Genomic DNA, 23,842 nt, shown 5'->3' on the forward strand with positions numbered 1-23,842 from the left:
ATTGAATAATCTAAAAAAATCATTCCTCTAATATTTTACTAAAATACTTAGAGGAATGATTTTTTATAATATTTTAAGATATTATATTATTTAGTTTCTTCTGAATCTACTTCTGCTTCTACGTCTTCTTTTTTGTCTTCACTTATTGAACTTATAACAGTTGATAAATCATCTACAAATGAAACATCCTTGCCAAGATCTAAATCATTAAATGTATAAACAGTTCCTGCTGTTCCTGCCGAAACATCTAACTCAACATCTTTTGGTAGATTTTCTGCTGTGCAAGTTACCTTAACTAAATCTCTTTGAGTTTGTAGCAATAATCCTTTGCTTTCTAAAATTTCTTTACCAATAACTTTAATTGAAATTTCAGTGTGCAACTTTGCATTAGCTGCTATTTCTTCTAAATCAATATGAGTTATTTTATTTCCCAATGCATTTTTTTGTACTTCTTTAATTACAGCAGTACCCTTCTTCTTACCATCAAGATTAAAAGTTAATACTCCATGTTCTCCACTAACTGAAAGTTCTTTTGCTAATGCTATTGAATCTACATAAAAAAGTTCATTTCCTATTTTATTACCATAGATTACTCCAGGGATCTTTCCATGTTTTCTTTCCTGTCTAGCACTATGACCAACTGTGTTTATTCTTTTATTTAAATTTAATTCCTCCATTATGAACATCTCCCAAAATTTATTTTTTAATTATTTAACTTTTTATTATTTAAGAGTGTTTATTCATGTAGGAATGAAATAAGTAGGCCTATTACATTCATAAGGTCTAACGATTTTGCCAATCTCAATTTTATCTGAAGAATTGTGAAAAGATAAAATCAATTTGGACTTTCAATTAAACATTTATATCGCCTCTAATTTATTGAATTTTTTTCCGTCTGTGTTATTGCTATTATATTATAGCACTTTATAGGCATTTTGTATAAAATTGCTTGAATTATAATATAAAAGAAAATAACAAGTCAAATATATTAATATACTGACTTGTTATTTTTATAACTTTATCTTCTCTCAATTTTAACTTTACTTCCACCTTTGCCGCATTCTGCTGGTGTAATTATATGTTTTACAGGCACTCTATTTTTTATAGCTTCCACATGACTTATAATTCCAACTTTTAATTTTTCATTGTGAATTCTTTCTAATGAACTCATAACAACTTCAAGAAGTTCATCATCTAATGTTCCAAACCCTTCATCAAGGAAAAATAATTCAAGTGGTGCTGTTCCTTTTAATTGAATTTGAGCTGATAATGCTAATGATGCTAAGAAGGTTTCCCCCTGATAATGTTGTAGCATCTCTTTTAGCTCCACCATTTTTATAATTATTTCTCATTTAAGGAGATTTTATTTACATAGGTATAAAAAACACCCCTATAATATTTTATTAATAAAATACTTATAGGGATGTTTTTTTATAATGTCTTAAATTGTTATATTATGGATATTAGAACAAATAGCAAATCATTATTCTACTCTACTTTGCTTCTTCTACTTCTTCTACTTCTTCTCCTTGTTTTTCATCTTCAGATACTGAACTTATAACAGTTGATAAATCATCTACAAATGAAACATCTTTTCCAAGTTTTAAATCTTCAAATGTATAAACAGTTCCTGCTTCTCCATTAGAAACATCTAACTCAACATCCTTTGGTAAATTATTGGCTGTACAAGATACTTTAACTAAATCTCTTTGAGTTTGTAACATTAACCCTTTGTTCTCTAATTCTCCTTTACCAATAACTTTAATTGAAATTTCAGTGTGCATAATAGCATTGGCTGCTATTTCTTCTAAATCAATATGAATTACTTGGTGTCCGAAGGCATTTTTTTGTACTTGTTTAATTAAAGCAGTACCCTTCTTACCATCCATATCAAATGTTAATACACCATGTTCACCACTAACTGAAAGTTCTTTTTTTAATGTTATTGCATCTACATAAAAAAGTTCACTCCCAATTTCCTTACCATAGATTACTCCAGGAATCTTACCTTTAGCACTTTCTTTTCTAGCAACATTACTAGTTGTCTTTGTTCTTTTATTTAAAATTAATTCATTCATTCTAATTCCTCCTTAAATTTGCTTTCATAATTATCTAGTTATATCTAGTTATTCCGCATTTAATGAGATGTTATTCTATTATATTCATGTCTGGCTGAAATAAAAATACCCATTACATTCATAAGGTCTACTATTTTGCTAATATCCACCTTATCTGAATAATTGTGAAAAGATAAACTCAATTTAGATTTACAATTAAACATTTATTTAGCCTCTATTTTTATGAATTTTTTCATCCTCCTCTGACTGTCACTATTATAGTATAACACTATTATATGAAATAAATTGACTTATCTGAATTTACCTGTTATTTAAATTGCTCTAGCTTCTCTCAATTTTAACCTTACTTCCTCCCATGCCGCATTCTGCTGGTGTAATTATAAGTTTTACCGGCACTCTATTTTTTATAGCCTCTACATGACTTATAATTCCTACTTTTAATTTATCATTGTGAATTCTTTCCAATGAACTCATAACAACTTCAAGAAGTTCATCATCTAATGTTCCAAACCCTTCATCAAGGAAAAATAATTCAAGTGGTGCCGTTCCTTTCAATTGAATTTGAGCTGATAATGCTAAAGCTAGTGCGAGTGACGCTAAGAAGGTCTCCCCTCCAGATAAAGTTGTTGCATCTCTTTTAGCCCCACCATTTTTATAATCTCTAATAATAAATTTACCATTTTCATCAACTTCTAAGCCATAATTTCCATGAGTTATTTCTTTCAATCTTTTAGAAGCTTCAATAGATACATATTTCAGCTTATTTGTTGCTACAAATTCAACAAATTTTTTCCCCTTAAATAATTTATCCAAATCACTAAGTAACGCTAGTTTATGTTCTAATTTTTTCTTTTTTTCTAAAAGATCCTTTTGTTCTGCGAGCTTTAATCTTATATTATTTAATTCTTCCTCAATTTTAATTTTATTTTCATTAACATAATTAACATCTTTTTCTTTTTCATTCTTTAATGATTTTAATTGTTCATAATTTTCTTTTGTTATTTCCTTACCATTTTTTTTCTTAAGTAAACTTTCAATTGTTCCGCTTACTCTTGCTATATTGTTATTATAGTTGTCTACATTTTCCTTATATTCATTAATTTCATCTTTTCCAATTATATTTTTCTTAACTTCCTCCAGAGAATTAAATCCTTCACTATCAATAGCTACTTCTAATTGGGCTTCCTGCTCTTTTTTTCTCTTACTCAATTCTTTATCTTTACTAATTGTAGCTATTAATTTTTCATTATTATCAGTAAATTCTTTTTCTATTTTATTTTTATTATTTTCAGCAACTTGAAATTCATCATTAATATTTTTTATATTTTTTTGAACTTTATTAAGTAAGGTATCTAAATCATTTTCATCCTCAACTTTATTTTTTATTGCTTGAAGTTTTTCTTCTTTATTTTTTTCATATCCAGCTAAATCTGCATTATCTTTAGCTAATTTTTCTTTTATAGATGTTAATTCACTATTTAATTCTTCCCTTTTTCTTACTGATTTCTCCACTAGTTCCCTATTGTTCTTAACTACTTTAGCTAATTTATCTATTTCTTTTTCAATTGCCTTAATTTCTTCATTCTTTTTATTAAAATCATCTACTGATGTTTCTGATTTTAATAAACTCACCTTATTCTGCAAAACACTTAATTCTTCTGAATTTAGTTTAATATTATTTTCTAATTCTACTAATTGTGTTTGTTTAGTTCTTACTACAGCTCTTAATTCATTTATTTCTCCAGTTTTAATACTTATTTCATTTTTGAATTTATTAATGCTTTTTTCTAATCTTTCTTTTTCTTTAGTATAATTTTCTAAAGCATTTTGCAAATTTATAAATTCATCTTTTAATTTTTCTAATGGCTTTTCTTTAAATTCAGTTCCTAATTTCTTTATTTCTTCTTTGCTTACATTTATCTTTTCATTGAAATTAGTCACTTTAGTTTCATTTTGAACAACCTTATTATTAATAACTTTTATTAAATTCTCTTTGCTTTTTATTTCATCTTCTATATCTTTTAGATCTACTGTATCTACAATTTTTATATTTTCTTTCAGATGATGCGTAGAGCCACATACTGGGCATATTTCTCCATCATTAAGTTCTTCTCTTAGCTTATGTGCTAAATTTTCTCTTATAATTTCATTTTGTTTATTTTTTATTTTTTCTAATTCTTCTTCTTGTTTTTTTACTTCTTCTTTTGCATTTACAATTTCAATATTCAAAGATTTTATTTCAGCTTCTGAAACCTTTATATCATCATTTGACTTATGATATATCTTCCACTTTTGATCATTTTCAACTATCAATTGATTTAAATTCACCAAATCCTTTTGCTCGCCAGGTGAATTTTTAAGCAAATGATCATATTGCTTTTCATTATCTTCCAAGTCCTTCTTTGCTTTTTCAATTATGTCTTTTAAGGCTTTTCCTTTTAATATAGTTTCACTATTTTCTTTTTCAAGAGAAACCTTTTTTTCTTGGTCCTTAGTAACAATAGATTTTAAATCACTCACTTTTTCTTCTATAATTATTCCTTCTTGAACCTTTTCTTTAAGCTTTTCATCAGTTTTTAAATCATCACAATTTTTTTCATCTTCTTTGATTGATTTATTTTTATCTTTTATTTCCGTCTCTATTTTAAGAAGTTCAGCTTGGCTCTCTTTACTTCTAGTATCCAATTCTTTAATTTGTACTGCTAAAGAATTTATTTTATTTTGTATCTCATCTATTAACTTTTTTTCTTCAATGGCATCTTTAACCTTTTGTTCTTCTACAATAAATTGAGGAAGTTTATTTTCCTTATTATCCTTTGCCATGATCCATAGCTTTTCTATCTTTTCCTTTTCTTCCTTAATATTATCTATTGCTAATTTCAATTTATCTAACTCAGTTTCATTTTTACCAAATTCTTTTATAGTATTTTCGAAAGCCTTTATATAAGGTACAACCTTTGCACCTGCTTCACCTAATTTTATTTTTTTAATATCTTCATTTATCTCAGATTCCTTTTCTTTAAGGATTTTTTCTTTATCTTTGTATTCTAATAATTCTAACTGTAATTTCCAGATTTCTTCATTTTCCTTATAATTTTTTTCAATTACTTCTAATTCACTTTTTAAAATTCCTAATTTATTCTTAAGTTCCTCAAGTATTTCATCTTTTTCTTTTAATTTATCTTCACTTATATCATTGTAGCCACTTAATTGTCCAATTAAAATATTGTTATCAGTTTTTTCTTTACCAATCTTCGTATTTAGCTTTCTAGACAAATTATCTCCATATTGTTGCAGATTAAATAGTCTTTCAAGCATATCTCGCCTATCTTTGCCCTCAAGCTTTAAAAACTCACTGAATTTTCCTTGTGGAAGTACAACAGTTCTTGTAAAGTCTTCTAAATTTAGACCTATTATTTCTTCAACTATTTTATTTATAGTTTTAACACCATCTGCTAAAACTTCTTCATCCTCTGGATTTGTTATATCCACTATTTTGCACTTTCCAGAATTTATGCTCTCATCTTTTTTTCTTCTAAATTCCCTGTCTATAGCATACCTTTTAGTTTCAGCTCCTGATATTTGGAATTCAAAATATACATTTAATCTATCACAATTTGTATTTATATAATTAGAACTTTTTCTTGATACATTTCCGTATAAAGCTAAAGTTATACCATCTAATATAGTTGATTTTCCACTCCCTGTAGGACCAAATATACCAAAAAATCCTCTATCAGTTAATTTATCAAAGTCTATAGTTTGCTCTTCTATAAAGCTATTTAATCCTTTAATCTTAAGCTTGATTGGTTTCATCTATTTCACCTTCTTCACTAATAATTGATAAAAGTAATTCAACAACTTCTTCTTCAGGTGCTGTTTCTCTTTCTTTTAAATAAAAATCTCTAAATATTTCTTCAAAGGACTTATCATTTAAATCTAAAGCAATTTCTTCTTCTTCTAAGCTCTTAATTTTAGGCATTATTTCTAAAATATCCTTCTTCAAATCCTTCATTTGTTTTATTTCATCTTCTCTTATATATCTATCTGTATTGATCTCTAAATAAACCCAGCAATCTCTTTCCTTATTTTCATCACATTTTAAGATAGCCTCTTCAATACTCGAACATTTCCAAACTTCAATAGGCTTATAAACTTTTAAATCAACCTCTTCTATATTACACTCTTCACTTGCTTTAACATCAACTATAAAGCATTTCTTACTAAAATTAATTTCCTTTTTATTATAATGAATAGGTGAACCGCAATATCTAGCTTTCTTATTTGTCCCCGGAACTATTTGTGGCTTATGTACATGCCCTAAGGCTACATACTGCGCTTCCTTTGGAAAACAACTACCATCAACTATGTAAGTACCACCTAATTGAACACTTCTTTCCGAGCCACTTTCTTCACTTCCCATAGCAAATAAATGAGATATGGCCAAATTAATAGTATCTTCTCTATAATTACTTTTTAAGGCATCAAATAAAGAAAATATTCTATCACTATAAGATTTAGCTTTTTCGTCCTCATCATCCATACCATTATAAATCACTTCATTTAACCTTTTTTCACTTGGGTATGGCACTGTTAAAATAACTGCCTTTTCATTATTCATTTCAATTTCAATGAACCCTTCTCCTGATTTTATTACTTTGTGATTTCCATATTCACCACAAGGTACTACAGTCTTAGGGGTTCCAACCATAATGATCCCATGATCACGAGCCAGTGGCCCTGCTGCAACCAATCTATCTGGATTATCATGATTACCAGAAATAATTAAAGTAAGCCTCTCTCCATTCCCTGATAATCTCTTTAGGGTATCATAAAACATTTTTTCAGCTCTTGCTGGAGGATTTGAACTATCATAAACATCTCCTGCAATCATAATTAAATCTATATTATTTTCTTCAACAATTTTAACAAAATCATTTAAGAATTCTTCTTGCTCATCCATTCTACTTTGGCCTTCTAAATTTTTACCTAAATGCCAATCCGCTGTATGCAATATTCTCAAAATTTACTGCCTCCCTATAATCCATTTTCTTATGGTAACTAATAATATTATTATAAACTAATTAAATATAGTTTTTCCAACACTATTTCAATAATATTGTATTGAATGTTTATATCAAATAATTCCATTAATAAATTATACACAAAAATTCATAATAACCCTATCATCTTTACCCAGTATCATACTACTTTCCCCCTCAAAAAATCCTGTTATATCCTCTTGTTTGTTTTCTCCACAATCTTCATCAATGCAACTTATATTCTTTGATATATTTTTATTTGCCTTTTGGGATTTCTTCTTTTCTAATGATATTGGAATATTCAATTGTAAATCACTTTTAGGTTGATAGTCCTTAATATTTTTAAGACTCTCATTAGTATTTTTGCAATCACTATCTATTTTTTCTTTATTTATTATATCTTCAGTATTATCTCTAGTTTCAACTTTATTATCTTGTATTTCAACTTTTTCTTTTATTTTGATATTTTGGTGCTTTGCAAAATTTTTCACTCTATAAATTTTATCCTTTACTAATTCAATCATTTCTAAATCAATTAATGTATTTAGAGCTAATTTTACTTGTTCAGTTTCTCTATTAAATTCTATTGCCAATGTTTCTATTGTATATGGGATATTTCTTGATAAATATAACTCACCTTCTAAATTAACTTTTCCAGCCAAAGTTAAAAGTCTAGTCCAAATATAATGAATAAGATCCCTTTCAGGTTTTGTATCTATTATCTTAAACTTAGTATCCTCAAACATATCCACTCTTATTTTAACAAATTTTCTTTCTCTCATTTTTAGCACACTCCCATACAAATTTTATTTTCTATATAGGATATATGCTTTTTTATACTTTTTGTTATGTAAAATTTATATTTTTTATATTTTTTTCGTTTCGACCTAATTATCTTTAACTTTCCAAAGAAAAAAGAACTGCACAAAAGACAATAAATTTAATTGTCCTTTAGTTTAGTTCTTTTAATCTAAAATCATCTTCAAAGTACTGTAAACAAAATCAATCTTAATTCTTAATCACAAATTGTTATTTTGATAATAATTTCAGATGTTCTTCCACATTAAATTATGTTTCTTAAAACTATTATAAATTCCACCTTCATCATGGGTATCTGTAACTTCATCAGCAATTTCTTTTAAACCTGGTTTAGCATTTCCCATTGCAATACCTAGTTCACAAAACTCAAACATTTCTGCATCATTCATTCCATCACCAATTGCAATTGTATCTTTTACATCTATGTCCAAATGTTTTAGAAGAACTTCAATTGCAGTTGCTTTATGTATACCCGGAACTCCAAGTTCCCCACTATCATCACCGAAAGCTGGAACTGTACAATGGATAACTTCAAATTCATTTTTAAATTCATTTTTTATTTCTTCGAAAGAAATATCTTTAGGCTCTAAGAAACAAGCTTTGTTAACATCACCTCTATATAAATCTTGTCCAATAATTAACGCTTCAATGAAATGATTAGGATTATTTTCTTTTTCATATTTAGCATCTGCATCATTTTCCACATCTCCATAAATGCACTTTTCTAATTGAGGAATTAAATTCTTACTTGCGTATAATCCGCCATTAGATTCTATATAAAAATTTACATTGTGCTCATTAAAGAAATCTACTAAATGCTTTACATTTTCGTTACTAACCTTTTTGTGATAAAGCATTTCATTACCAACTTGTACAAAACCTCCACCAGCACCAATTATTCCATCAAAACCAATATCAATAATAAAATCATATATTTCTGCTTTTGAACGGCCTGTACATAAATAAACTAGATGTCCATTTTTTCTTGCTTGTTTTATAGCTATAGCCGCAGACTCAGGAACTAGTCCACAATCATTACATAAAGTTCCATCAACATCTATAAATATAATTTTTCTTTCTAACATAAAAGTACCTCATTTCATTATAATAAAAGATTGTATTCAATAATTATTAATACATAATTTTCACCTTAATAGTTTAAAATTATAATAAAATATCTAATATATTTTACTATACATATTATAACATAATTAAATTTAAAAACGGTATTTTAGAAAAGTGAAAGTACAAAAAAGCTAGGCTTAATGCCTAGCTGAATCTATACTTGGTAAATAACAGAAACTATTTCAATTCTGTTTCATTAAAACTTCAATTATGCCTTTTTAACAAATTCAGATTTTAATTGCATAGCTCCAAAACCATCAATTTTACAATCAATATCATGATCTCCATCAACCAAACGTATATTTTTTACTTTTGTACCTATTTTTATTGATGATGAACTTCCTTTTACTTTAAGATCTTTTATTATAGTTACAGAATCTCCATCATTTAAGATATTTCCATTTGAATCTTTAACAACATTTTCAGTTTCATTAGTTTTATTTTCTGATTCTAAAGTCCATTCATGAGCACATTCTGGGCAAATGAAAAGGCCTCCATCTTCATAAGTATATTCCGAATTACATTTTGGGCACTTTGGTAAATCCAACATATTTTCATGTCCTCCATTCGTATATTAAACAATTATTTTAAAATTGTTTTTCTAAATTCGTAATAATATCAATTACAAACTTGAAATTTATAAACATATAGGATGCTCCCTATATGAGTTAATATACTATCATAATCTTCTCACATTGGCAAATACGCCTTAAAATACCCCTTTACATTCATTTTCCAATTATGTGATTTATATTTTAAAAATAGGAATACCATATGTTAAATAAAAATTTTATATATTTATGCTATAGTAATAACATAGAGCGCAATATTTAGTTATTAAAAATTTATTGTGCTGAAAGTGAGGCAACATATGAATTGGATTGATTCAATTAAAAATTATATTCCTTGCAATGAGCAAGAAAAAAATGATAAGAAAATAATATTAAAATCAATTGATATGTTTAATGATATTTTAACACGAGATAATGAAGTTATACATATAACAAGCTCTGCATTTGTAGTAAATAAAAATAGAGATAAAACTCTAATGGTTCATCATAATATATATAATTCCTGGTGTTGGACAGGCGGACATTCAGATGGTGAAGCAGATTTATTGCTTGTTGCAATTAATGAGGCTAAAGAAGAAACTGGAGTGAAAAATATTTACCCTGTTAGTGATAATATCTATGCTTTAGATATTCTACCAGTGTTTGGGCATGTAAAAAGTGGGAAGTATGTTTCTTCACATTTGCATGTATCAGTTGCTTATTTAATGGAAGCTGATGAAACAGAACCACTTATTGTTAAGGATGATGAAAATAGTGGTGTTAAGTGGATTCCTATTTCTGAAATAAATGCTTATTCTAATGAAGATCATATGAAAAAAGTATATGATAAAATAATATCTAAAATTAAATAATTGCATTAGAATAACAGAATTTTTTTGCATTTCCTGCTATTTTTTAATGCACTATTTAATTATGAATTATGATCCTACTTTACCTATTATATTTCTGATATACTTCACATAGCGATATAACGTAGGCTCTAAGAGTATTTATTCTAAGCTTATAAATCTTTATTATCTATACTAATAAAAACTTGCTTATAATACTATAAACTTATTTATCAAGTGCATTCTCTACTGCCTTCATAAATGCCTTGCTAGTTGTTGTAGCTCCAGTTATTGCGTCCACATCTACATTCTGTTGCTTTATGATTTTAGTGAAAACTCCTTCCGCATAGCTCACATAAGGGCTTTTTCGATTATCTATCCCTTCAATATTAACAATTCTATGATTTTTAACTTCTACTTTCACTTTATATACATAACTTCCAGCTTTTGCCTCTCCATTATATGTTCCATCACCAATACTTCCAATATTCATACTTTTTATATGTAGATTTCTTATTTTATTTAATTCTATAGCATTCATAGCTGCAAATCCTATTCCTATAATTATTAAAGGTGTTATTATCAGTACAACTGTTTTTTGTTTAATACGTTGTGTAGCCTTCCTTGCTCCCAATGGCTTTAAAACAGAAACAAAAAAAACAAGTAAAATAGCTATCGTCTCCATTACAGAAAATATAATAGCACTTCTTTGAAAATTTAAATATTCTCCACTCATTGCTGAATTATTTAAACCTGCATCAGATATAGAAGTCATACCATTTATAGCTGGTCCCAATCCAAACCAAGTTAATGCAAACATACTTAATGTAATTATCCATTTAGCTATTATCCATCTGTATTTAACAAATCCCCATTCTGTGAATAACCCAAAAATAAATGAGGTTAATGCTAATGCAAAGAAAACATAATTCACCCCCCATGTGAATATTTTTAGAATACTCAAATCAACTCCAAAAATATTTTCAGCTGGTATATTGCAATTTTCTTTAACCATAAGAATAACTAAAATAGATATTAAACTACCAGACATACTTGCAGCAAAAATAATATGAACTATTTTTAATATTTTTTTGTTATAAATACTTATAGTCCAATTTTTCTCCATAACCATTTCCCCTTTGAAATATATTTAACTTTTTATAATATAAGAATTCAAAATATAATTATTTGTTTTCTTGAGATTATTAAACTACCAAAAATACATAGTAACAATAGGTAAAACACCCTTATTATTTAAAAAAATTAGCATAGGGTATATTCCCTATGCTAATTTTTACTATATTTACGCTATTATTAATATATCAATTCTATCCCTACCAACAATTAAGCAACTTGAAAGCTAAGCTTACCTGCTTTATACTAAATATTGTATATATTCAGAATTATTCTATTAAACGAACTAAATCTTTTCTGAAATTAAAAAGCATGAAAGGAGTTTCCTTATGAAAGATATTTATTTATTGTTTTGTATTATTTCATTATTTGCAGGTGTATCATCTATTTCAATTTCCTGTTTCATATACAATAGTACTAAAAAGAAAGCGCTAAAACTTTTTATAGCATTGAACCTTTCTTTTTTTGTTATTCAAAATTCAATAGCATTAGGACTGTACTCAAAATATGCGGATCAAGTAAGCTCATTTATACCATTCTTATATAAACTTCTAGATTTTCTTGGTACATCATTTAGCTCTTTATTCGGAGTATTCTTTATAAATTATCTTTTCGGTTTAGAAATAACAAACATAAAGAAGAAAATATTTCTTTCTATTTTTACATTTCAATTTACTGGACTAGCTATATATTATTTATTTGAAACACACTATATTTTTAAATTTATAATGCGTGCTTCAATTTTTATAGTAATTTTATATGAACTCTATGTTGGACTAAAAAACTTTAAACAGGTTGTTAATAAAGATTTAAAACAAGCTATAAAATCTTTTCTTTTAATAACTATAATATTTCTCCCTTTTATGATTCTTGAATCATATAAGCCCTATATTCAACTTATTAAAAACATAGAATTATTCAAAATAACATCACTTCCTTCTTATTTTTTAATAATAAATATCTTTAATCTCATATTTGTTTTAAAATATTTTAATACCCCATCATTTATCGCTAATAATAAACTTACAGATTACTTTAAGCAAAAATATGATATTACAGAAAAACAAAGTGAAATTATAGAACTCATGATTGAAGGAATAACATATAAACAAATTGCTGAAAAACTTTTTATATCACCTAAAACTGTTGATAATCACGTGCAAAATATTTATAAAAAATTAAATGTTAACAGTAAAATGCAATTATCACATTTCGTGCGCTCAAATGAAAAATAAGATTTTTTAGCATATATAAGGCATATGAAAGAAAATAACAAGTCCATGATGCGATGTATATTTTGCCTTCAGACGAAGAAGTATATTTGCCTCATAGCGGGCTATTAGGTGAATATACTGATGAAGTATGAATCAAAATAGACTAGCATGCTGACTTGTTATTTTTTTGATTATGCCTAAACTAAAGGAGATACTTATAAAACAAGTGTCTCCTTTAAATATTGCTAAATTGCTTTCATTGTCCTATTTGAACATGTAACTATTACAAGTATAATAAACATTACTCCAGAAATTAAAGGAAGTATATATGGTGCAACCATTCCAATTAATTTTCCAGATAAAATCATAGATACTGGAGTTATTATTCCTCCAAATGTGTTTTGAAAACCAAGAACTCTTCCTAAATAACTATTTTCAATATTTTCTTGTTGAATTGCATTAGTTGGTACATTAATTAAAACAGTGCCAGAACCATACATAAATGTTACCACTACCATGTAAACAAATAGTATACTTTTGCTAATATGTATCATATTCATTATTGCACCAATCCCTAATAATATAAATGGAGCGCAAAAAACTAAGGAAGAATACATAACTAATTTAAATTTCTTTTCAGGCAAAGGAATAATAGATAATAAAATAGCAGCAATTACAGCTCCTATAGATATACCACTTTGAATTATTCCATACTGAGTAGAACCTAAATTAAAGCATTTTAGAACCAAATAAGGCATGGGAATTACAAAACCTAAATAAATTAAAAAGTTACCAACCATAGAGTAAATTGTGAGTATTATAATCAAAGATTGAGTTTTAATATAACCTATACTTTCTTTGGTATTTTGTAATATGGAATTCACTGAGAGCTTTGTTTTATTGCTTGTACTAAATACTGATGTATTATTTATATTATAATTAATAAAGTATTGTGAAATCCCTGAAATTAGAAAGGAAAAAGCATTTATAATTATAAAATATTTAATACTTATAAAACTAATAACAATTCCACCTATAGAAGGAGCTAATATACTGCCAAGGGATGAAAGAGTTTGTTTAATTGAATTTATCTTAATAATATTCTTTTTATGTACAATATTAGGTATAGATGAACCTGAAGCTATATTAAAAAATATATCCATAGTACTCAAAAATAAAATCGTAATGTAAATATGTATAATTTGAATGTTACTTAAAACTGCTATGAAATATAATGCAAGTAAAGTTATCCACCTTCCTAAATCCATGAAAATTACAATCTTTTTTCTGTCTAATGCATCAACAATAGCTCCTGCAAATGGTGATATTAGAATCCTTGGAATTGTTCCAAGTGCTAATGATATACTGAAAGCTAGTGCTGAACCTGTTGTTTGTAAAATATAATATGCAATAGCAAAATTATAAATTCTTGTTCCAAAAGTAGAAACAAACTCACCGGAAATTAATAATATAATATTAATAAATTCCTGATTTTTTAATTTAGTTAAATACTTATTAGTGTATGTAAGTTTATTCATTCTTCAACGTTCCCTCTATATTGTTAACTTTAAATAATTCTATATTATTAGAAATTATTTTTTTGAGATTGTTCGTAATTAATAAACATTTAGCATAATTTCCACTTACATGAGCAGTATCAATCTTTTCCCTAGCAACTATGCACTCTCGCAATTTAATTAAATATTCATCCTTGTCCAATTCTTCTTTATCACATATTCTTAATAATGGTAATATAATATTCATTTCATCTTTAAGTTCATCTCTCAATTTTCTAATCTTCTTAATCAAACTTCCATCAGAATTTATATCAGCTATAGGTATTAAATTTATGCCAATATGTATTTCTAAATTAATTTCATACATATTATTTAATCCTATAATTTTTTCGTATTTACTATCAACACAGGTAAGATCAGTTAATAGTTCAATAACATCTATATTTTGTACTCCATTTTTATTGCTGATATTAATAAAAGATTGTAGAATCGTCTTTGAATAGCTTAAGTTTGAAATTTCATTATTAATCTTTTTTAGTTGCTTCTCAAACATATTGACTGCATATTCACTATCCCTTAACGTTATAATCCTACAAATTTCATTTAATGGTAAATTGATTTTTTTGAACAGAATAATTTGTTGCAATTTAATTATCTCTTCCTTTTCATATAGTCTATAATTAGAAATTGATTCTCTTATACTCTTTATCAAACCTATATCTTCATAATAAAGAATTGTTCGTTTAGAAATATTAAGTTGCTTTGAAAGTTCGCCTATGTATACTTTATCTTTCATTTACTTCACCTACCAACTAGAATTTATATTATTTATCCATTTACTCGTTACCTATAGAATTAAGGATCAATATATTTCAAATTATAAACGCATACGTAACGTTGATGTCAATAAAAGATTTACAATATGCCTTTCCTAAGATACAGTTTTTTTTATTTAAAATACATATAAGCTAAAAGAGATACTTATTCCACAAGTATCTCTTTTAGCTTAGTTTAGTACTAAATACTTTATTCTCGAGTAATTTTAATTTCTTTTCCTTAGCAAGTTTTATTATCTCATTTACTCCACTTGCAATAAGTTCTTGTGCATATTTTTTTCTATTAGCTTTAATACAGCTTTAGTTTCATCCTTATAATTTAATCTTCTGAACAAGTTCCTTCATAAAGCCATCTTCAAAAGGACTTTTAAGCTGAGCATTATGAAGCATATTAGGAAAATAATCTTTTGCTGATTCTTGGCAGAATGCAATATATTTTTGCCAAGCATCATTGTGATCTTCATCCATTCTTATTTTAAATTGAAGTGCACATGTTTGTGCAAGACAATAATCAATATAATAGAATGGCCAATTATACACATGCTTCTGCATTTGCCAAGTACGCGCATCGCCAAAAAATTCATCATCCTTAAAAGAAAGATGTGGCTTATATTCTTTTTCCAACTGTTTCCAAGCTTCTCTTCTTTCATCAGGAGTAAGCTCTGGCTTTGTATATATTATTTCTTGAAATTCATCTATCATACATCCATATGGTATAAATGCGATTGCATCTTCAAGGTGCATTTTTCTATAATCATCGCCTCTGTTTCCAAAGAATAAATCCATCCATTTGTCTGTAAAAAATTCCATCGACATTGAGTGAGTTTCAGCAGTTTCCATAGTTATATTGTTATTCTCTACTATTTCATAATTTCTTGTTAGATAGCCTTGGAAAGCATGACCACATTCATGTGTCATAACATCTACATCATCGCTTGTACCATTAAAATTAGCAAAGATAATTGGTGCCTTATAAAGCATAAGCATATCCATATATCCACCTGTAGCTTTATTAGGTCTTCCAAGTACATCAAACAATTCATGATTTAACATAAAGTTAAAAAATTCATTTGTCTCAGAGGATAATTCACTATACATTTTTTTGCCTGCTGCAAAAATATCATCAGCAGTTCCAATAGGAATAGGATTTCCTTCAAGGAAATAAACCCCTTCATCAACAAAGTCAAGTTTTTCTAAACCAAGACGGTTTCTTCTTTCTTCATGCATTTTAGATGCAAGTGGAACAAAAAACTCTTTAACTTGATTTCTAAAGTTAGCTACATCATTTTTGTCATATGAATTACGTTTCATATTGTAATAACCAAGTTCCACATAATTATCATATTTCATTGCCTTTGCTTGTGAATTACGGTTAGCTACAAGTTTATCAAAAATCTCATCTAATTCATCTGTAATAGTAAGGAGCTTTTCGCTTCTCACTTTTGCTGCTTCAATTCTTGTTGGTCTATCTTTTGATTTTAAATATTTTCCAAGTAAAGAAAGATTAAGTGTTTCTCCTCTAAATTCAAACTTAGTTTGTGCAACTAATTTATTATATCTTGATGTAAGAGCATTTTCTTCCTGTTTAAGTGGAATAAGTACATCATCAAAAGCTTTTAACTGAATTTCAATATCTTTAAACGGAACTTGCCCTATTTTATTTTCAAGGTAAGTTCTATACTTAGAATCAAAAAGTAGTTTTTGATATTTTACTTTGAAGCTTTCAATTTTAGGAGATATTTCATCATAATACTCTTGCTCTTCTTCATAAAATTTATTTGACACATCGCCATCATGCCTTAGTGTCGCTAAAATCATTGTAGTACTTACTTTTTCTATTAAAGTATAATATTTTTTATGAACTAAAAATTGTTCTTCTCCATTTTCAGCAGCATTAAAGTCTTTTACTATTTCCAAAGCTTCCTTTTCAAAAGATTCAATTGTTATTCTTTCGTAAGGAAGTTCTGATAATTTAAAATTTTCGTTTTTCATTCTTGTTCCTCCCAATATATCTCATACTAAATTATTATATCAAAACAATACTCCTTATTATCTATTCAAAATACAATAACAAGATTAAATATTAAACAAGGCACTAACCTTTAAAACTTGAAATGTTTAGTGCCTTCTTTGATTTATTATGTTCTCATTATATGAATGTAAAACAAAACCATGATCAGAAATTTTCCAATGTACAATTCCATAACTGCTTAAAATATTTGTTATTTTGTGAAAGCTCCTTAAAATCACCATCTCCAACAATTTTTCCATCCTTGAATACATATATTTTCTCAAAATCCTTTATTGTATTCAGACGATGAGCGATTGTAATAATTGTTTTGTTTTTTAAGAATTGCATCATATTTTTCATTACTAATTCTTCTGTAACATTATCCATGGCTGATGTAGCTTCATCCAATATAACAACTTTTGCATCGTTAAAGAATACTCTAGCTAATGCTAATCTTTGGCGTTCTCCACCTGAAAGCATAACACCTCTTTCGCCAACTTCTGTATCAAGTCCTTTAGTTAAAGCGAAATAGAATGATTTTAGACCAACATGTTCTAATACTTTAATAATCTTATTATCAGAAATATCCTTGTCAAAAACAATATTTTCTCGCAAGGTTCCATCAAAAATAGGCGATTCCTGTGAAGTATAGGAAACATACTTGTAAAAATGATTTAAATTAAGCTCTGATAAATCATTTCCATCTACATAAATATTCCCTGTATCTGTCTTAAGTAAACCAATGATTTGCTTAACAATTGTTGACTTTCCGCAGCCACTTTCCCCTACAAATGCAACTGAAGTCCCCTCTGGAATATCAAAAGATAAATCCTTAAAGATGTTCTTCTCATCATAGGAAAAGCATACATTCTTAAAAGATATATTTCCATCTATGAAATTTACTATCTTTCCAGAATTCAATGTAACATCATCTGGCATGTTCAATAAATCCATATATCTTTCAAAGGCACTCTTATCTAATTTGCATTGTACGAACAATACATTAAATATAGCAATAGGCGAATATGCCTTATCAATCAATGTAAGTAACGCAACTACAGATCCTACTGACAATGAATTGCTTTTCCAACTAATGAATATAATGATCACTTTAATCACTGTAATAAACAATGCAAAAATAGCAAAAAATGCTTCATGAATCATCTTCATTTTCGTCTTTGATTTTACAATCTCTTGTGATGCATTAGTTGCCTTACCTATCTCATAGTCAAATCTTTTGTTAGTTCTAAATACAACCAACTCCATGAAACCACGAATTAAATATTTATTAAATATTTCCTCATTATTCAAAATACGTTCTTTAATCTTATATAAATATTTCAGCAAAATATTAGTTATGGCAAAAACAAATATATAGCCAATTGCAATATAAATCATAATATTTTTGTTAATACTCGAAATAAAAATCAAACTGAAAACTATACTCGGAATCAATTCACGAAATAATCGAAAGTAAAAATCGAATATTATGCTTTTCCCTGCACTCGCTCCATTTTCTATTTTTTGAATAAGACTGCCTGTACCCAATAATTGATAGTGTTTATAATCTATGGTACTCATTTTTCTGAGTGCCTTTAATTTAAAATCTAAATATATACTTTGTGACAATTTAGAGCTTGGATATTCATCAAAATAGTTAAGGCCACATACTAGTATTAAAACAAATCCATAAATACATAGTGTGGTAATAGAAAGAGTATTATCTCCAAAATCATCTAATACCTTTTGAAAATATCTAGCGCTAAAAGAATTCAACAAAGCCAGTACTATTCCAAGTAATATATAAATGACAATCCATAATTTCTTTTTGATTAAAATGTCTAAATAATGTTTCATAACTGTACTCCTTCTAATTTTTAATATGATATCAAAAATTAGTACAGCTGACACTGTAAGCAAATAATTTTAACCTCAGTACAATCTGCTAACAGATTATTTCAACTGTACTGAGTAGTTACCTCGTTTAAATCTCATCATAGAGTTCACGACCTTCCACAAGTATTAATCATATGACGTAAATTCACAGACCAAAATATGCCTTATATAAAACACTTGATTTATTTAATTATAATCTCAACTATAGATCTAATCAAGTTTCCTTTATCTTAAATACTAGTAAATATTAGTATTTAATACTATATATTTTATAGAAATGTGTTAAAATATGAATATAAGTAATTTATAGGGGTGATATGATGGATGAATCTATGAAAGTTGGCATATTCAATGGAACTATTGCTACAACAAATGGCGTATATAAGATAAGTGATATAAATGTAAGTGATGCGAAAAAGCTTATATGTAAAAATGGATTTATATCTGCAATAGGACATAAATCAACTGCTGAAGCCATTTCAGATTCATTTAATATGGATATACCCATGAGTCGTATAGATTTTAAACAACAGGTTGGACAAAAAGCAGTGGTGTTTAAATTAAACAGAAGACCACCAGAAGGAAGTATCCTGTGTAGGACTGAGATTGAGGAAATAGGATATTCCTTTAAATTAATGGAAAGATTCGAATAACAATATTAATTATGAAATAAAAGGGACTCTTTTGTATCTATTACATTAGAGTCCCCCTTTATTCCAGTGATATCTTTTATTTTTTTATAATACTTTAATCTTTTAAATTATTTAATGACTTTATATACTCTTCTATATACAATATTCTTAAAATTTATAAATTCTTCCTGGTCAATGCTCTTAGGATAACTCATAACCTTAAGAGGTAAAAAATCATGTTTTTTTTGCATAGGTGGCTGAAAATATTCAAAGCTATTTAAATGAAATCCTAACCGCTTGTAAAATTCAATTCTACGTATAGAAATATCATTTTCTGGTAGCTCAACTTCTAGAAATATAGGCTTGTTAGATTTCTTCAAATAATCCCTTATCATCGATGTCCCAACACCATTTCCTCTTATCTTACTATCCACAGCAAAATGTTCAATAAAATTGAAATCTCTGAATTCCCAACTTGCTATAAAAGCAGTTATATTCTTATTATCATCCATATCTACAATTATATTATATAACTCTTCATTAAGAAGGTTCTTCGCATCCGCATAATTTCGCCTTTCAACACTAGGAAATGCTTCACTCATTAATTTAAAAAAGCTATCAAAATCACAATGTTGAAATTTTACCAAATTTGCATTCCCCATCTTTACACTCCACCCCATAATTTAGTCTTCTTCACTATTATAATGTTCAATTACTTCATCAATATTTTCAAAGCTTAGCCCACCAGTTTCATAACAATCAAGAATTGCAATCTCCATTTCTGTCATAGGTATCTCATCAAATGTTTTACAATTAAAGCCTGAATCAATATATGATTGACATATCGCTTCCTTTAATTCTTCTGTTGAAACTCCTTCTTCTTGAAATATCTTTAAAAATAAATCTCTTGTTTTAATTTCTTTTTCTTGTATATTTAACTCTTTACTCAATTTAAATGTTCTCCTTTTGTATCCATGTTGTATTTTTAAACGATTATAATATATTTATTGATATGAATATTTAAAGCTTACTTTTCTTTCAATATTTCTTCTACTTCTTCAATACTTAATCCTGTTGCCTCTGCAATTTCATCTACCTCTTCAAACCCCATTAAATCACGTGCTAATGAAATCATGAGCTTCTTAACATTTTCTTCAACCTTTGGCGGTAATTCTGACATATCTGTTAAATTTTCAGTTAAATCAAAATATTCTTCCTCATAGTCTGATTCTTCTTCTAACTCAAAAAGTTTTCTTTTTTTAGCCTTTTCTCTGTCAAATTCATTAAGATAGACTAATTTACTATTATTTACTTCTAAATCTTCATCTGAGAATACAGTTATCCCTTCATTTTCTAATATGTATGCTGTTATTCCTTTACCTCTAATTTTATTGCCTGTAAATGTTCCATCATATACAAAATTAGATCCACATGAAGGACTTCCTTCTTTTAATATAGCTCTACTCGCTCCAAGTTCGTTTGCAATTTTTAATGTTTCATAAGCCCCATTTAAAAATTGTTTAGTTACATCTTCGCCTTTGTTACTTAATGCTTTTCCGTTATTCTCTACAACTTCACTTGCCATATTATTTAGTTCAACAGGATTTCTTGGTGTTTGTAATCCCCCTAATTGTTCTGGACAAACTAAAACAGCCTTTCCTTCTCTAAATAACTTTAAACATCTGTCATTTATATTACTCTTTCCATCATATCTGCAGTTAACTCCACATAAACATGCACTTATTATATACATAAAACCACCTCTTATCCTTTAAGTTCAACCATAGTAACTCCATCTCCACCTTCGCCATATGCACCTAATCTATATGACTTTACATGACTATGTCTTTTAAGCATATCGTTTATAGCTTTTCTAAGTACTCCAGTCCCTTTACCATGAACTATAGTTACTTCTCCTAGGTTAGCCAAATAAGCATCATCTAAATATTTATCAGCTTTATAACATGCTTCTTCTGCATCTAAACCTCTTAAATCCACTCGAGATTCCACACTACTTAAATTAAGCTTTACTTCTCTCTTTTGCCTTACCTTTTCTGCTTTGGTAACTTTAGTTTTTCTTAAATCTTTTAATTTAACATTTATTTTCATAATTCCAGCTTCGACTTGAACTTCACCCCTATTGTCTGGCATAGAAATAATTACTACTTGTTGATTCAATGAAGGTAAAAATGCTTCCATTCCAAGGGTTACTTTAGTTATTACTTCACCTTCATTTTCTTTCATATTATGAATGCCTTTTTCTTGTTTTTCCAAACTTGCTTTAAGCTTTTTACGCTCTTCTTCAAGCTTTTGCCTTCCACCAGTTGAGAAACCAAGCTTTTCAAGCTCTCTCATAGCTTTTAAAATATCGTCTGCTTCATCTTTTGCATTTGATAACATATCTTTTGCTTCACGTCTAGCATCCATATAAGCTTTTTCTCTAGTTTTTTCTAATTTTTCAAGCTTATCTTCAAATTTTGCCTTAAGTTCCTCAGCTTCATCTCTAAGCTTCTTAGCTTCCCTTGCCTCTTGTTTTGCTATTATACTCTTTTCTTGAAGCTCCCTAATCAAATTCTCAAATTGAAGATTTTCTTCTGACATATATTCTTTTGCTCGTTTTATTACACCTTCTACAAGTCCTAATCTCTTAGAAATTTCAAAAGCATTAGATTTTCCTGGTACTCCAATTAATAATCTATAAGTTGGGCTTAAAGTTTCTATATCAAATTCAACAGAAGCATTTTCAACACCATCTGTTTTTAATGCATATGCTTTAAGTTCGCTATAATGAGTTGTTGCAATTTGTTTTGCGCCTCGTCTTCTTAAGGTTTCTAAAATAGATACAGCAAGTGCTGCACCTTCTGCTGGATCAGTACCTGCACCAATTTCATCAAAAAGTACCATTGACTTATTGTCTACATGTTTCATAATATTAACTATATTGGTCATATGAGATGAGAAAGTAGAAAGGCTTTGCTCAATACTTTGTTCATCACCTATATCTGCAAAAATTTCTTTAAAGAAAGCTATTGATGAATTATCACGAGCTGGTATTAAAAGTCCACTTAACCCCATAATATGAAGTAATCCTACAGTTTTTATAGTAACAGTTTTACCTCCAGTATTGGGTCCTGTAATCATCAATGTTTGAAATTCTTCTCCTAGGTAAATATCAGCTGGTACAACCTTATCACTTTCTATTAAAGGATGTCTTGCTGATATTATATTAAATATTCCATCTTCGCGAACTATTGGTTTTATTGCATTTAAATAAGATGCATATCTACCTTTTGCAAATATAAAATCTAATTCAATAAGTATTTTCAAATTACTTAAACATTGTTCTCCATTATCTTGAACTTTTGAAGAAAGTTCAGTTAATATTCTCTCGATTTCAGCTTTCTCTTTTAAAACTAACTCTCTTATTTCATTATTTAAATTTACTAAGCTCATAGGCTCAATAAAAAATGTAGCTCCAGTTGAACTTTGATCATGTACAAGTCCAGGCACTTGGCTCTTATATTCTGATTTTACTGGAATTACGTACCTATCGCCCCTCATAGTATACAAATCATCTTGTAAATACTTTGAATTACTTCTAACTATAGAATTTATTTTTTCTCTAACTGAAGAATTCTTTTCCTTAAGACTTCTTCTTATATTAAATAAAGTTTGACTAGCTTTATCGCTAATTTCCTCTTCCGATACTATAGCTCTGTCTATTTCATCTTCCAAGGGTTTTATAGGAGCTAATATGTAAGCTAAATCTTCAAGTCTTGGATATGCTTTTTCAGCTTCTTCTCTCTTAAAGAATTCTTTAATCACCCTAGAAACTCTAAGCATGCTGGAAACTCTAAGTAATTGTTCTGGTGTTAATACGCCGCCTTTTTTAGCCCTTTCAATTCCTTCGTGTATATCAAAAAGACCTTCAAGAGGTGGATTTCCTTTAGTAATTAAAATTTCAAGTGCTTCATTAGTTTCATCTAATTTATTATTTATTTCATATAAATTATCGTAAGGTTCAAGGGCTTCAACCATTGCCTTACCAGCATTTGTTCTTGCATATTTTTTAATTTTCTCTTTGATTTTATAAAACTCTAATATTCTTAGAGAACGTTCATTCATTTACAACACATCCT

General features: G+C 27.8%; 20 protein-coding genes and 1 pseudogene. 3 read left to right on the forward strand and 18 right to left on the reverse strand.

Features of this window, described 5'->3' with window-relative positions; translation table 11 throughout:
* Positions 1 to 86: 86 nt before the first annotated feature.
* From psyc5s11_RS22165 to psyc5s11_RS22205, 9 genes and pseudogenes are all read right to left on the reverse strand, one after another.
* Positions 87 to 677: a 50S ribosomal protein L25 gene (locus psyc5s11_RS22165; RefSeq protein WP_224034636.1), complete on the reverse strand. Its 591-nt coding sequence runs from the start codon at positions 675 to 677 to the stop codon at positions 87 to 89.
* Between the two features lie 341 nt (positions 678 to 1,018).
* Positions 1,019 to 1,343, reverse strand: a pseudogene (locus tag psyc5s11_RS22170) (SbcC/MukB-like Walker B domain-containing protein); the annotation flags it as partial.
* A 150-nt stretch (positions 1,344 to 1,493) separates the two neighbouring features.
* Positions 1,494 to 2,078 carry a 50S ribosomal protein L25 gene (locus tag psyc5s11_RS22175; RefSeq protein ID WP_224034637.1) on the reverse strand — a complete coding sequence of 195 codons (585 nt, stop codon included), beginning with the start codon at positions 2,076 to 2,078 and terminating at the stop codon, positions 1,494 to 1,496.
* Positions 2,079 to 2,137: 59 nt separating this feature from the next.
* Positions 2,138 to 2,281 carry a hypothetical protein gene (locus tag psyc5s11_RS22180; protein ID WP_224034638.1) on the reverse strand — a complete coding sequence of 48 codons (144 nt, stop codon included), beginning with the start codon at positions 2,279 to 2,281 and terminating at the stop codon, positions 2,138 to 2,140.
* 118 nt (positions 2,282 to 2,399) lie between these two features.
* Positions 2,400 to 5,894 (reverse strand): AAA family ATPase, encoded by a 3,495-nt coding sequence (locus tag psyc5s11_RS22185; protein ID WP_224034639.1) that lies wholly within the window; start codon positions 5,892 to 5,894, stop codon positions 2,400 to 2,402.
* Entirely contained in the window at positions 5,875 to 7,101 is a 1,227-nt protein-coding gene (locus psyc5s11_RS22190; protein WP_224034640.1) for an exonuclease SbcCD subunit D, read from the reverse strand. The genes psyc5s11_RS22185 and psyc5s11_RS22190 overlap by 20 nt, the downstream gene beginning before the upstream one ends.
* A gap of 135 nt (positions 7,102 to 7,236) precedes the next feature.
* Positions 7,237 to 7,902, reverse strand: a complete 666-nt coding sequence (locus psyc5s11_RS22195; protein WP_224034641.1) for a phage replisome organizer N-terminal domain-containing protein — start codon at positions 7,900 to 7,902, stop codon at positions 7,237 to 7,239.
* A 264-nt stretch (positions 7,903 to 8,166) separates the two neighbouring features.
* Positions 8,167 to 9,024, reverse strand: a complete 858-nt coding sequence (locus tag psyc5s11_RS22200) for a Cof-type HAD-IIB family hydrolase (protein WP_224034642.1) — start codon at positions 9,022 to 9,024, stop codon at positions 8,167 to 8,169.
* A gap of 248 nt (positions 9,025 to 9,272) precedes the next feature.
* Entirely contained in the window at positions 9,273 to 9,614 is a 342-nt protein-coding gene (locus tag psyc5s11_RS22205; RefSeq protein WP_258712378.1) for a zinc ribbon domain-containing protein YjdM, read from the reverse strand.
* 321 nt (positions 9,615 to 9,935) lie between these two features.
* On the opposite strand from psyc5s11_RS22205, the gene psyc5s11_RS22210 reads away from it, so the two are divergent.
* The gene (locus psyc5s11_RS22210) at positions 9,936 to 10,487 is read left to right on the forward strand and encodes an NUDIX hydrolase (protein WP_224034643.1); all 552 of its coding nucleotides are present in this window, start codon (positions 9,936 to 9,938) and stop codon (positions 10,485 to 10,487) included.
* Between the two features lie 202 nt (positions 10,488 to 10,689).
* On the opposite strand, the gene psyc5s11_RS22215 is transcribed toward psyc5s11_RS22210, so the two are convergent.
* Positions 10,690 to 11,589 carry an FMN-binding protein gene (locus tag psyc5s11_RS22215; RefSeq protein WP_224034644.1) on the reverse strand — a complete coding sequence of 300 codons (900 nt, stop codon included), beginning with the start codon at positions 11,587 to 11,589 and terminating at the stop codon, positions 10,690 to 10,692.
* A 337-nt stretch (positions 11,590 to 11,926) separates the two neighbouring features.
* Between psyc5s11_RS22215 and psyc5s11_RS22220 the strand changes: the two genes are divergently transcribed.
* Positions 11,927 to 12,832 (forward strand): LuxR C-terminal-related transcriptional regulator, encoded by a 906-nt coding sequence (locus psyc5s11_RS22220; RefSeq protein WP_224034645.1) that lies wholly within the window; start codon positions 11,927 to 11,929, stop codon positions 12,830 to 12,832.
* 224 nt (positions 12,833 to 13,056) lie between these two features.
* Here psyc5s11_RS22220 and psyc5s11_RS22225 read toward each other — a convergent pair whose 3' ends face one another.
* The 4 genes from psyc5s11_RS22225 to psyc5s11_RS22240 all read right to left on the reverse strand — a co-directional run bounded on the left by psyc5s11_RS22225 (position 13,057) and on the right by psyc5s11_RS22240 (position 19,032).
* Entirely contained in the window at positions 13,057 to 14,349 is a 1,293-nt protein-coding gene (locus psyc5s11_RS22225) for an MFS transporter (protein WP_224034646.1), read from the reverse strand.
* Positions 14,342 to 15,124: a MerR family transcriptional regulator gene (locus tag psyc5s11_RS22230; protein WP_224034647.1), complete on the reverse strand. Its 783-nt coding sequence runs from the start codon at positions 15,122 to 15,124 to the stop codon at positions 14,342 to 14,344. Before psyc5s11_RS22230 ends, psyc5s11_RS22225 begins: the two co-directional genes overlap by 8 nt.
* Positions 15,125 to 15,476: 352 nt before the next feature.
* Positions 15,477 to 17,156, reverse strand: coding sequence for a M3 family oligoendopeptidase (locus tag psyc5s11_RS22235; protein WP_224034648.1), 1,680 nt, complete (start codon positions 17,154 to 17,156; stop codon positions 15,477 to 15,479).
* 184 nt (positions 17,157 to 17,340) lie between these two features.
* A complete protein-coding gene (locus psyc5s11_RS22240; RefSeq protein ID WP_224034649.1) occupies positions 17,341 to 19,032 on the reverse strand; it encodes an ABC transporter ATP-binding protein in 1,692 nt (563 codons plus the stop codon).
* A 359-nt stretch (positions 19,033 to 19,391) separates the two neighbouring features.
* On the opposite strand from psyc5s11_RS22240, the gene psyc5s11_RS22245 reads away from it, so the two are divergent.
* A complete protein-coding gene (locus psyc5s11_RS22245; RefSeq protein WP_224034650.1) occupies positions 19,392 to 19,724 on the forward strand; it encodes a YddF family protein in 333 nt (110 codons plus the stop codon).
* 107 nt (positions 19,725 to 19,831) lie between these two features.
* Here the strand turns inward: psyc5s11_RS22245 and psyc5s11_RS22250 are convergent, their stop codons facing one another.
* The 4 genes from psyc5s11_RS22250 to psyc5s11_RS22265 form a co-directional block, all read right to left on the reverse strand.
* Entirely contained in the window at positions 19,832 to 20,365 is a 534-nt protein-coding gene (locus psyc5s11_RS22250; RefSeq protein ID WP_224034651.1) for a GNAT family N-acetyltransferase, read from the reverse strand.
* Positions 20,366 to 20,386: 21 nt separating this feature from the next.
* The gene (locus psyc5s11_RS22255; protein WP_224034652.1) at positions 20,387 to 20,653 is read right to left on the reverse strand and encodes a hypothetical protein; all 267 of its coding nucleotides are present in this window, start codon (positions 20,651 to 20,653) and stop codon (positions 20,387 to 20,389) included.
* A 77-nt stretch (positions 20,654 to 20,730) separates the two neighbouring features.
* Positions 20,731 to 21,456 carry a DUF523 domain-containing protein gene (locus psyc5s11_RS22260; protein WP_224034653.1) on the reverse strand — a complete coding sequence of 242 codons (726 nt, stop codon included), beginning with the start codon at positions 21,454 to 21,456 and terminating at the stop codon, positions 20,731 to 20,733.
* Between the two features lie 11 nt (positions 21,457 to 21,467).
* Positions 21,468 to 23,828, reverse strand: a complete 2,361-nt coding sequence (locus psyc5s11_RS22265) for an endonuclease MutS2 (protein WP_224034654.1) — start codon at positions 23,826 to 23,828, stop codon at positions 21,468 to 21,470.
* Positions 23,829 to 23,842: the final 14 nt, after the last annotated feature.

It is taken from the genome of Clostridium gelidum, assembly GCF_019977655.1.
Taxonomy (GTDB): domain Bacteria; phylum Bacillota; class Clostridia; order Clostridiales; family Clostridiaceae; genus Clostridium; species Clostridium gelidum.